This window comes from Microbacterium xerophyticum (assembly GCF_053543555.1).
Genome location: NZ_JBLVOB010000009.1, coordinates 403117 through 415012, shown reverse-complemented (window position 1 = coordinate 415012; position 11896 = coordinate 403117). Strand labels below are relative to the sequence as shown.

The following is an 11896-nucleotide window of genomic DNA, read 5'->3' as shown; positions in this document are numbered from 1 at the left end:
CCTTCGTGAGGGGCCGGGGCGCCCCGGCCACTCACTGATCGGTTCGGGTCAGTCGGTCGATGCGTCCGCGACGACGGCCGGCTCGACACGCCGCCGGTGACGCAGTACTCGGACGACGACCCACGCGACGGCAGCGGCGATGAGGACCCATAGGGCGATCGTGCCGATCAGCACGCCGGTCTCCCAAGCAGCCGGGTTGTACGTCAGCGTCGCGCCAGGTGCGATGCCGTTGACGGCGTTCGAGTTGACGACCGTGTAGAGGATGTTGTGGATCGCGAACCGCAGATTCTGCTGCGCGAACGCGCTCTCGGAGTCCTCCACCGTCTTGGAGTTCTCGAACGTCAGCATCAGGTCGGTGCCCTGCGCCGCCCAGGCCTGGTCTGGATACATGTAGTCGTACAGGTTGAAGTCCGTGATGACCATGCCCTGGAATCCCCACTCTCCGCGCAAGACCGAGCTCATGAGAGCTTCTGAGCCTCCGGCCCAGGTCGCCCCGATCCGGTTGAAGGAGCTCATCACGGCTGTGCTGCCGATCTCGGCCGTCTGACGCTCGCCCTCGGCGTCGAAGTACTCGACCTCTCCGCTTGCGTCCTTCACGACCAACTCGAACGGTTTCAGATAGATCTCACGGATCGTCTGCTCCGTCGCCCAGGTCGCCAGGCCCTCTCCGTTGACTCGGTTGGTCTCCTGGTCGTTCATCGCGAAGTGCTTCGTGAAGCTGTACACGCCCTTGGTGAGCGCGCCGTCGATCACTGCGGTGCCGAGACGTCCGGAGAGCAGCGGGTCTTCCGAGTAGTACTCGAAGTTGCGGCCGGCGAACGGCGATCGGTGCAGGTTGACCGCCGGGGCGTACCAGCCGTTCGCTCCCGTCGTCAGCGCCTCGTTGCCGATAGCGACGCCCATGTCGTGGGCGAGTCCGGTGTTCCACGTCTGAGCGATCAGGTACTCCGACGGGAACGCCGTGCCCGTCCAGAGGTCGGGGTTGATGAACGAGCTGAAGCCGGCGGGCCCGTCGAGGTCGTTCGTGCGGATCTTCCCGATGTCCTCCAGCGCCGCCGTGTTGTAGGCACCGGAGTTCAGCAGGGCGAGCACCTCCTCCTGATCCAGCTCGTCCAGCAGCTGATCCCACGCCGCGTGGTCCCATTCGAGCCCTCGCAGGTCGATCAGCGACAGCCCGTTGTCGGCACCCCAGGTCGGAGCCACGGCATCCGAGTCCTCAGCCGCTGAGGCCGCGTCGTACGCCTTGAAGGAAGCGACGGTCGCGTCATCCGCGACGAGGTCATCGCCCTCCGGGGCCGTGGGGAACGTCCCGGCGAAATCCGCTCGCGAGAACTCGGTGCGCGCTCCGTCGGTGAACTCGGCCGTGACATCGGCGAACTGGTTGGTCGGTGCGACTTCGTCGGACGAGCGCCCGTCGGTGTACGTCACCGTCGAACCCACCTCGTACGCGATCGGATCGATGCCGGGGGCAAGCGTGTGCGAGTCGGTCTGGATCTTGATCTCGTAGGCACCCTGCTCGAGCACGTATGCGCCGTCGCCGCTGCTGTCGTACGAGGCCATGTCCTCGACGGCGAACGAGATCTCCACCGTTTCGGATGCGCCGGGTTCAAGGAGTCCGGTCTTGGCGAAGCCGGCGAGCACGACATGCGCCTTCTCGATGCCGCCGTCGGTGTACGGAGCCGTGTAGTAGACCTGCACGACCTCCTTGCCCGCAACGTCACCGGTGTTGGTCACCTCGACATCGACCGAGATGTCACCGTCGGCACCGCCGAGCTCCTGGCCCGCGAGCGCCCAGTCGAACGTCGTGTAGCTCAGCCCGTAGCCGAACGGATACACGACGGACTCCTCGTAGTCGAGGAAGCCCTCCTCCGCCGCCGTCTCGTAGTAGCGGTATCCGGAGTAGATGCCTTCCTCGTAGTCGACGAAGTAGCCGCCGTCGATGTTCGAGTACGCGAAGTCGCCGAAGTTGACGAACGTCGGATCAGCCGTGAAATCGGCGGAGAAGAGATCGACAGTCTTGCCGGACGGGTTGATCTCGCCGGAGAGGATGCGCCCCAGGGCGCTGAAGCCAGAGTTTCCGGGAGATCCGGCCAGCACGATGCCGTCGACGTCTGCGTCGTCTTCGAGGATTCCGAGCTCCATCGAAGTCGAAGCGTTGACCACGATGATGACGTTGTCGAATCGATCCTTCGCGAGAGCGAGGAGGTCCTTCTCGTCCTTGTTCAGCTCGAGCTGGTGTTGTCCTGGTTCCGCGTTCTCGTCCCAGGGCTCCATGTCTGTGGCCAGATCTCCGCCTTCGCCGCCTCCACGGCCGATCACGATGACCGCGGCATCTGCGAAGTCCGAGAAGCTGTCGAGCGACGCCTGCGAGTAGTCCGCCACAGGCATCTCGCCGATGTTGTAGTTCGATTCCTCTGGCTTGTCCATCACGATGTTGGTGCGGCCGCCTTCCGAGGCAGGGTTCGCGGCCGCGAACTCGGCGAGCTGCGAGTACACCGTGTCGTTGACGGTGAAGCCGGCGTCCTCGAGACCCTGACGGATGTTCACGGCGGTGCGAGTGTCGGCGGTACCTGAGCCCGAGCCTCCGTAGACCGGGTCTGCGGCGCCGCGGCCGAGCAACGTGACCGCTCCCGTCGAGATCGGCAGAGCCCCGTTGTTCTTGACCAGGACCATGCCTTCGTCGGCGATGTCCTCGACGAGCTGCGATGACGCGGCTTTGGCCTCGTCCCCCGACTCGTAGTCGGCGGTGTAGTAGTCGGTGTCGACGTCGGCGGATTCATCCGCTTCGTTGACCGTGTACGTGCCGGCGCCCATGTAGGACTCGATCGCTCCTCTGAACAATCCGATCGCCACGTTCGCGCCGATGGCCACGATGGCCACGACAGCGATGATGGGGATCCAGATCGCGAGGAACTTCTTGTTCGACATCGGCGCCTTAGCCGCGTGAGAGTTCACTGCTGTCTCCTCTGTGTGCAACGCCTCCGACTGTGGACGCGTTCAGCGGGCACCACGCCACGCTTCATCTTCATTTCTATCCGCGTGAATCCAATGGAGCGACGCGGATGCTCAAACTGTCGATTCCGACGCGCAAACTGTCGATTCAGGATGCGAGCACGTGCTCCGGAACTGCCACGGCCGGCTCTTCACGGCGGAAGATGAGCTTGAAGATCGGAAAGAAGACCGCGCACGAGATGAGCGCGTTCACCAACATGGTGACGCCGTCTGCGACCGCTTCACCCGTAGCACCCATACCCCAGACGGTGATGAACAGGTCGTAGATCGGGCCCTTGTAGAGCCCCTGCAAGGCAGCTGCTCCGAAAGTGATGACCACATACGCGATCAGGTACCACAACGCCGCCCACCATGGATTGCTGTTCGATTTGAACGTGATGTTGCGTTGCGCGAAGAAGTTGACGATCTGCGCCACGGCCAGCGTGATCTGCACGGCCAGGAAGTACGCCAGACCGCCGCCGCCCTCCGGCATAGCGCCTGCGGGGTAGTCGAACACGTGGAAGTCGCCGATCCGCACCGCCCGGAACGTGACCTCCTCGAGCACGGTCGAGGAGAGCCAGAGCCGGACCAGCGGCATCATGACGAGCTGCAGCACGGTCATGGCGACGTTCAACACGCAGAACACGATGAGCTGGGCGGCGGTGGGACGGGCATCGGCGAAGCCGTGCCAGACGCGGGCGATTCCTCGGAGCACTCAGAGAGTCAACCAGCGCCCGGTGGTGTCGATGCGCGCACGCTCATGATCTGTCGGTTCGGGTGCACGGATTGATCGACCGGCGCTACAGGGCGCCGAGCAGCGCGAGTTCCTGGTCGCGCGAGAGCCCGGCACGTCGCTCGCGGTGCACTCCCCTGCTCCGCTCGTCTTCGACGATCCGCGCGATCGTCTCCGAGAGCGGTGTCAGTGTTCCGCCCGCCGCGAGGTAGGTGGCGTTCGAACGAGTCATGAAGCCGCCCATGTCCATGGGCAGCCACAGTGGCAGCGACCGTTCCCCCGCCCAGAACTCGACGCCGTGCGCCTCGAGCCATTCGTCCTCGGCGGTGACGGTCTCGCCACTGTGCGTGGTCGCCGCGCGCACAGCATTCAGCACGTGTCCGAGTTCGTGCACGTCGCCGATCGCGTTCACCGGCGCGGACGACTCGCCCTCGACGACGAAGGACACCAGATCGTCGATGTCGATCACCTGCGCCGCACGGCCCTCGACGCGAGGGACGAGCACCGGGCCGTCCGCGGCACGGTCGAACGCCGCCGCCCAGTAGCCGAAGCGATCGCTGGGATCGCCCGGTCCGACGATGAGGCCAGGGCGCACGATGCGAGCCCTTTCCCCCAGCGTGCGGACGGCCTCCTCTGACGCCAGCTTCTGCGCGCCGTACTCGTACTCGTCGCCGTCGTGAGCAGGGGCCACCGTGTCTGCCGACTCGTCGGTGCCCGGCGTGGCGTCGTCTGCGTAGACCGACACCGATGAGATGTAGGTCCAGCGTACGGTGCGCGCGCCCAGCGCTTCGACCGCACCGCGGGCGTGATGTGCATGGCGCGAGACATCGACGATCTCATCCCACTCGCCGTGCAGATCGCAGTACGGCTCGGAGGCATCGCGATCCGCATGGACGAACGCAGCGCCTTCCGGCACGGCGCGCGTGCCACGGGCGAGGCACGTCACCGTTGCGCCGCTGTCGATCCACCTTCGGGCGACACGGCCGGACAGCCACGCCGTTCCGCCGAGGATGAGCACGTTCGTCATGTGCCCATCACACCACCTTCGGCTCCCGGACGGACGACGTTCTGCTCAGAGCGGATGGGGCGTGTGAGGTGCTCTGGAGATCGTGCGCGAGCGGTTCCGCGAAGAACGCGAGCTCGTGCCGCGCGGAGGCCTCGAATGCGCGCAGCATCCGCTTCCGGCCCTCCGCATCGGATGCCGTCGCCGCTGACGCGACGTACTCGATCGCCTGCTGCGTGGCCTCGGCGAACGATTCATCGGCGTACGTGCGCAGCCACGACGCGTACGGATGATCCGCCGACCGGGCGTACTCGCCGAACCGGCCGTCGCCCAGTCGCCTTCCGAGATCGGTATAGAGCCAGAAGCACGGCAGCAGCGCGGCGATCAGCTGTGCGTAGTCGCCGCCGTAAGCGGCGGATCGGAGGTGATCGAGGTACGCGGTCGTGACGGCGGACGGCGTCGCGGAGAACGTGGCGTCGCTCACGCCGTCGCGCGGTGTGAGCCACTGCGCATGCAGTTCGAGTTCGCCGACGATCGACCCGTGCGCGGAGTTCGCCCAGAACGCCTGCTCGGCCGCTGTCGGGGCGAGCCGCGCCGCGTCGGCGAGAACGCGCGCGTAGCCGCTGAGATACAGGGCGTCCTGCGCGAGATAGTGGCTGAACGCATCTCTGTCGAGCGTGCCGTCGGCGAGCGCGCGTATGAACGGCAGCTCGTCGATGCCGGCACGTGTCGGGGCGATGTGCTCCCACCACCGCGTCACGACCTCATCGCTCGTGGGAGACGTGTCGAGGCCGCCTCGCACGCGGAGTCCGGCGAAGTGGTCGATCGGCCCGTGGCCGCCTCCGACCTGCAGGTCCGCCCCGCCGCGCATCGATTCGCGAAGCCACTCGCGTGCTGCCGCAACGGCCTCCGCCCAGTCCTTGCCCCGTGCGCGCTGCGTGGCGATGGCCGACGACAGCGAACACCCCGTGCCGTGCGTGGCCTCGGTGTCGATCCGTGTACCGGGGAACTCCTGAACGGTGGCCGTCACCGCGTCGACGAACGCATCGGGTGATTCCGCACCACTGAGGTGTCCGCCCTTGACGAGCACAGCGGAGCCGATGTCCGCCGACAGCCGCTCGGCATCCGCGATCGCGCCGGACCAGCTGTCCGCGACCGCGGCATCCGCCAGCACCGCGAGTTCGAGGAGATTCGGGGTGACCAGGTCGGCGCGTCGCAGCAGATCCCGCAAGGCCGACTCCGCGTCCGCCTCGAGCAGGCGGTCTCCGCTCGTCGCGACCATCACCGGATCGACGACGACGATCGGCGGGCGTGCGTCGTCGAGCCATGCGATGACGGTGCGGATGATCTCGGCATCGGCGAGCATCCCGATCTTCACGGCGTCGATGTCGATGTCATCCGACAGCGCATCCAGTTGCGCACGGAGGAAGTCGGCCGGTGGGACGTGCACCGAGCGGACACCCTGCGTGTTCTGCACGGTCAGGGCCGTGATCGCGGCCATCCCGTATCCGCCGTTCGCGCCGATGGACTTCAGGTCGGCCTGGATCCCCGCACCGCCGGAGGGATCGCTTCCGGCGATGCTCAGGACGCGGGGCACGGCGGCGGCGCCCCGCCAGCGACGGCGGAACGCACGCGCCATCGCCCGAGGATCGTCCGCGGCGCAGAGCGCGGACACCACGGCGACACCGGCCGCTCCGGCGTCGCGGAGCGCCTCGACATCGTCGATCCCGACGCCCCCGATGGCGACGCACGGGAACTCGCTGCGCTCTGCGAATGCACGGAAGCCCTCGACCCCCAGAGGCTCCGGGTGATCGGGCTTGGTGCTGGTCGGCCGGATCACTCCCACACCGAGATGGTCGATCGTTCCCGGCGGCAGCGCGCGCACGGCGTCGAGGTGCGCCGCCGTGTTCGCAGTGAGCCCGACGATCGCGTCGGGTCCGAGCAGTTCCCTCGCCCGCTCGACCGATGCGTCGGTCTGCCCGAGGTGCACGCCGTCGACGCGGGCGCCCCGCGCGCGGGCTTCGAGCGCGGCGTCGAGCCGGTCGTTGACGACGAGCGCCGCCCGCCCGCGGATCACGTCGGACAGCTCGATCAGCTGCTCGACGATCTGCGCGTCGGTCGCGGTCTTGTCGCGAAGTTGCACGATGCCCACGCCACCAGCGACCGCTTCGCGAACCACCTCTGCGACACCTCGCTCGCCGCAGAGCACCGGATCCGTCACGAGGTACAGCGACAGATCGGTCATGAGGCGACCTCGGCGATCGACGTGGCGAGGTGTTCGACGCGCGCCGCGGCACCGAGGTCGGCGGCCGTGGTCGCAGCGAGCTCGTCAAGGAACGCGACCGCGAAACTGCCAGGACCTGACGAGTGCGCAGCGGCGCGCTCTGCGGCGACCGTGTAGAACAGGTTCGCCGCCGTGACGGCGGTGAGCGGAGAGAGCCGAGTCGCGCGCGCCGCCCCCAGGAACGCCGCCATGACGGCGCCGAGTGCACACCCGCCACCGGTGACGCGGGTGAGCGCCTCATGGCCGTTGGCGACACGGAAGACGTCCTGCCCGTCAGTGATGAGATCGACCGGCCCCGACACCGCCACGACGCTGCCGTAGCGGTTCGCGAGCAGCCGCGCGGCGTCGGCCGCGGCATCCGGCGTATCGGTCGCGTCCACGCCGCGGCCACCGGCGCTCAGCCCCGCAAGCGCGAGGATCTCCGACGCGTTCCCCCTGATGGCCGTCGGATGCTGCGCGACGAGGTGCTGCGCATGGGCAGTGCGCACCGGCAGCGCACCGATCGCCACCGGATCGAGCACCCACGGCGTGCCCGCGACAGTTGCGCCTGCGGCCGCTTCGAGTCCTGCTGCACGTTGCTCGGGTGTGGGCGTGCCGAGATTGATCAGCACACCGCTCGCGATTCCGGCGAACAGCTCGGATTCGCCGACGATGTCGACCATCGCCGGCGCCGCTCCGGCGGCGAGCAGGACGTTCGCGGTGAAACCCGTGACGACGGCGTTGGTGATGCAGTGCGTGAGCGGCGGCGCCTCGCGCACCAGCTCGAGAAGTCGCATCGCGTCGGCGACGACGGGGAGGGCGGACGGTGGGCACAGAAGATCGCTCATGGGCGACATCCCTTCGCTAGTACGAACTAGATCAGGTTCGACGGGTGTGTTCTCAGCCGCTTCACGCGGCACCCCGTGTCACTGCTCGAAGTCTAGCGACGGTGCGGGTCGATCAGCGCGGCAAGTCCGAGAGTTGCGGGATCGTCCACTCGGTATCGGGACGCCACTGCACCCATTCCCGCCCGAACGCCCAGTGGCCGTCGCGGAAGGCTGCGATCGCGGCATCCGCATGCCGGGTGATCTGCTTCGCCTCCTGCGACGAGATGCGGCCCTGCGCGATCGCCGCCTCGAGCTCGTCCTCATCCTTCAGGCTGATGTCGCCGTCGGCATCGATCTCGACGTCGAGCACGTGGTCGGACGAGTGCGTGGCGTTGCCGGTGCGCTGATGCGCGTTCTCGAGATTCACGTACCAGCCTGCGAACTCCCACCGGTCGCCCGTCGTATCGCTCCAGAACAGCCAGACCGACCACGGAGTACCTGCCGGCGCGATGCGCAGCACGCCGTTCCCCCACCATTCTTCGACGATCCGGGTCCGCTCCACGAGCCACCGCTGGTCGAGCGGAACCGTGCGGACCCGCTGTCGGTCAGGAGCACCCATGCCCTCCAGGAGGGTGCCGGGCGCCAGCCATGCGACCAGGCCGCGCTCGTCATCGCGCACGACGCGCATGGGCGCGATGTTGGACGGGTCACCCGTCTCCCAACCCGGTTTGCGGTAGTGCCAGTCGACCTGGCTCCCCGGGTCGAGGAACGGAGGGCTGCCGAGCTCTCGAGCGCCGTCGGGAGCAGTGCTCGCCGTCGGACGAGGGACGACCGGCCGCGAACTCACGCTGCCGGCCACGGCATGGGCCGCCCTGGCGCGCGCGTTCCGTCGTTCGGAAGGTGCGGCAGCTGCTCACCCCCGGCACGGATGCAGAGCCAGCGCAGCTGCTCCGCGCTGTCCGGACGAGCACGCCACGTGCGCCAGACGTTCTGCCCGACCCTGACGACCGTGCCCGGACCGACTTCGACGAGGTCGTCGTCGAGCCCCATCTGGCCGGTGCCTCCGAGGAAGACGTAGAGTTCCTCGACACGGGAATGCGTGTGCCAGTAGCCGGCTTCCTCGCCGGGCTCGAGGGCATTCGCCGTCATGCCGATGTACTGCATCGTCAGTTCGTGATCGACGACGCGTCGGCCGTCACGCGAGCGGGACTCGTCGAAGCCGCCGAAGTGCTCGCGCCATTCGTCCGGTGCACCGATCTGCGTCACCTGGTAGTCGCTCATGCCTGTGTCTCTCCGTCCGCCTCGCCGCCGGTCACCGTGTGCGACCAGTCCTCGCCCTCGCGAAAGTACACGATCCGGGTGTGCCGACGGTCGACTGCCCCGTTCCAGAACTCGATCCTGGTCGGGACGAGGCGCCACAGCACCCATTCCCCGGGCGTGATGCCCTCGCGAGCAGAGGCCGAGCGCGCGGCGAGGTCCGCGGCACTCTCCTCAGGTGTCGCCTCCAGTACAACGCCTCGCACTCGAACGGCTCGGACGATCGGCTGCCACCAGAAGTTCAGCGCCGCTGCCGGATGTGCGAGCAGCTGCTCGGCCTTCTGCGACCCCCGATGCCCCGCGAACGCCCAGCCGCGGCTGCTGACGTCCTTCAGAATCAGGGTGCGTGCGTCCGGAACACCGTCGGCGCCGACCGTCGCGAGGGTCGCAGCGTGCGGTTCGGCGACGCCGTGAGCCACGGCCTCGCCGATCCACGTCCTGAACAGCAAGGCCGGATCGGCGGGCAGGTCATCGAGAACGACGGGAAGCGGCGTGCCTGTCAACGTCGGCTGCGCACGCAGCCAGGTGGATACCGATTCGGAGGCCATGCTCTCATCCTGGCTGGCCATGAGGAGCGACGTCGAGGGACACGCGAGTGAACCGCCAGCGTGCTCAGCGCAGTTCAGAACGGTGGGGCGATTGCGGAAGAGGTCGGTGGTGGTTTGCTCTGATGTCCGGTGGGTGTGGTGACTTGGACTGAGTTGTCTGGGCGGCTGCGGTAGATCGCTCGGGTGAGGTGTCGGTTTCTGTGGTCGCGGGGGCAGAGGGGTCGGAGTTCGTGGAGGTTGGTTTTGCCGCCGTGGGCCCAGGGGGTCTTGTGGTCGATGTCGGCGTCTTGGGCGAGGCGGTTGCAGCCGTCTCTGGCGCAGGTGCCGTGCTGAAGGGCGAGCCATTCGCGTTGTGCCCGGGTGGCGCGGCGGGAGCGGCGGTCCATGTCGATGACGACGCTGCGGACCGGGTCGATGATCACCCGGCGGAACGCGTTCGCGTCGAGGAACAGTTGCTTCGCGGTGAGCGGATCGAGCGGACCATGCCCCACAAGCTCCGCCTGCCGCTGTGCCGTGTCCTCCGGGCGAGCAGCACCGGCCGCGCGTTCGGCCTGGAGGAGCTCGACAGGGATGGTGACGAAGATCTTCGTCTTCACCGCCGTGTCTGTGCCGACCCCGCGCAACCATGCCGAGCACAGGTCCGCGCGGATCTGATCACGGGAGCGGCACTCGTCCGGGTTCTTCTGCAGGTGCTTCGCGGTGGACGTCAACCGGCGCTTCGCGGCGATCGCCTCAACGGTCGGGATGTACGCCATGAACCAACTCATGCCGTCCTCATCCTCCTGCACCACCACCCGACGCTCCCGCACCTTCCGCCCGTGGCGCGTGTCCACCCCGACCGGATCCAGCCGATCCACCAGCGTGCGCAGCCGGCGCAGAAACGCCGCCGGCGGACACGACAACGCCCACTCCGCCGCCGCCTCATCGATCAGCCGCATCGCCTCGCGTTCGAACTCGAGCTCCTCCTCTGACGCGCCGACATCGGCACGCACCCGCGCCAACGCGCCCACGGTGCGACCGACGAGATACATCGACACGAACCCATCCCTGGCCTGCGCCCACAGCAACGGCAGATGCGCCATCGCCTGCTCCGCCGTGAACAGCACCCCACGCACGTACTCCTCCGAACACCGCAACCGCAGCGCGATATCGAAGATCGCCGCGCGCTCGGCCTGATCCACGGCATCCTTATCCGCCGTCTGGTGCACGTACACCTCGGGATTACGGCGCGCCAACGCGACAGCATCCGCAATCCGACACGACCGCCTCGCCTCATACCGGTTGTGATCAATGTCGGCACACTGCAGATCATCCAACGCAGACTCGACGAAGAACGCGGCATCACGCGGCCGATCATCCACATCATCGAACCAAGGTTCCATGAATCCAGTTTAGTTTATATCTTCTATACTGACAAGCACTTCTCGTATGTTTATTCGAAGAAACGATCCAGAACCCAGAATGCAGAACGCCGGCATCCCCGAAGAGACACCGGCGTTCACGAACAGTCGGACGCTACTCGCGCAACGTCGCCCCGAACCGCTCAGCGGCGACAGCGACACCGGCGAGCTTCGCCTCGGTCGCCTCGGCGGCCGTCAACGTCCGGTCATCAGCACGGAATCGGAGTGCGAACGTCAGACTCTTCGATGATTCGGGCACCCCCTCGCCGCGATAGTCATCGACCAGCCGCAGCGACTCGAGCAGCTCACCCGCCCCCTCGAGGAGCGCGGCACGCACCTCGGTCGCCGTCGCCGTCGCGGGCACGACCAGTGACACGTCCTGCGTCGCCGCCGGGTACGTCGACAGCGATGCGGCGACGACGCGTGTTCCGGCCAGCGTCAGGATGCCGTCGAGATCGAGCTCGAGTACGACAGCGCGACCGGGAAGATCGGCGTCGTCGGCGACGTCGGGGTGCAGCTCGCCGACATAGCCGACCTCGGTGCCGTCCACGCGCAGCACGCCGGTGCGCCCGGGGTGCAGCGCCGCCCGCTCGCCCTGGACGACGTCGATCTCGACTCCGGACGCGACCGCGATCACACGCACGGCGTCCAGCGCATCGGAGAGCCCGGCGGCCTCGGCGGCGCGTCCAGGCTGACGAGCAGTGACGTTTCCGGTGAACAGCGCGGCGACATGACGGCGCTGCGGCGGTATCGAGGCGTTGAGCTCTGCGAGCTTCTCCTCCGACGGTCGCTGACCCAGTGGCGGCCCGTCGTC

10 protein-coding genes and 1 riboswitch are annotated in these 11896 nt (G+C 67.5%); all 10 genes read right to left on the bottom strand.

What is annotated here, in order from left to right:
* Nucleotides 1-48 precede the first annotated feature (48 nt).
* Nucleotides 49-2955, bottom strand: coding sequence for a glycoside hydrolase family 3 N-terminal domain-containing protein (locus tag ACNPNP_RS19950; protein WP_448967770.1), 2907 nt, complete (start codon nt 2953-2955; stop codon nt 49-51).
* A 145-nt stretch (nt 2956-3100) separates the two neighbouring features.
* Nucleotides 3101-3706, bottom strand: a complete 606-nt coding sequence (locus tag ACNPNP_RS19945) for a hypothetical protein (RefSeq protein WP_448967769.1) — start codon at nt 3704-3706, stop codon at nt 3101-3103.
* An 85-nt stretch (nt 3707-3791) separates the two neighbouring features.
* Nucleotides 3792-4751, bottom strand: a complete 960-nt coding sequence (locus ACNPNP_RS19940) for an NAD-dependent epimerase/dehydratase family protein (protein ID WP_448967768.1) — start codon at nt 4749-4751, stop codon at nt 3792-3794.
* Between the two features lie 7 nt (nt 4752-4758).
* Complete coding sequence (locus tag ACNPNP_RS19935; protein WP_448967767.1) at nt 4759-6972, bottom strand: bifunctional hydroxymethylpyrimidine kinase/phosphomethylpyrimidine kinase; 2214 nt, start codon at nt 6970-6972, stop codon at nt 4759-4761.
* Nucleotides 6969-7838, bottom strand: a complete 870-nt coding sequence (gene thiM, locus ACNPNP_RS19930; protein WP_448967766.1) for a hydroxyethylthiazole kinase — start codon at nt 7836-7838, stop codon at nt 6969-6971. Before thiM ends, ACNPNP_RS19935 begins: the two co-directional genes overlap by 4 nt.
* Nucleotides 7830-7924: riboswitch (TPP riboswitch) on the bottom strand. (Overlaps the previous gene by 9 nt.)
* A 26-nt stretch (nt 7925-7950) precedes the next feature.
* Nucleotides 7951-8664: a DUF402 domain-containing protein gene (locus ACNPNP_RS19925; RefSeq protein WP_448967765.1), complete on the bottom strand. Its 714-nt coding sequence runs from the start codon at nt 8662-8664 to the stop codon at nt 7951-7953.
* The gene (locus ACNPNP_RS19920) at nt 8661-9098 is read right to left on the bottom strand and encodes a cupin domain-containing protein (RefSeq protein ID WP_448967764.1); all 438 of its coding nucleotides are present in this window, start codon (nt 9096-9098) and stop codon (nt 8661-8663) included. Before ACNPNP_RS19920 ends, ACNPNP_RS19925 begins: the two co-directional genes overlap by 4 nt.
* A complete protein-coding gene (locus tag ACNPNP_RS19915; protein WP_448967763.1) occupies nt 9095-9682 on the bottom strand; it encodes a pyridoxine/pyridoxamine 5'-phosphate oxidase in 588 nt (195 codons plus the stop codon). Before ACNPNP_RS19915 ends, ACNPNP_RS19920 begins: the two co-directional genes overlap by 4 nt.
* A gap of 74 nt (nt 9683-9756) precedes the next feature.
* Nucleotides 9757-11064 (bottom strand): HNH endonuclease signature motif containing protein, encoded by a 1308-nt coding sequence (locus ACNPNP_RS19910; RefSeq protein ID WP_448967762.1) that lies wholly within the window; start codon nt 11062-11064, stop codon nt 9757-9759.
* Between the two features lie 133 nt (nt 11065-11197).
* On the bottom strand, nt 11198-11896 hold a 699-nt coding region (locus ACNPNP_RS19905; protein WP_448967761.1), incomplete at its 5' end, for a phenylalanine--tRNA ligase subunit beta-related protein.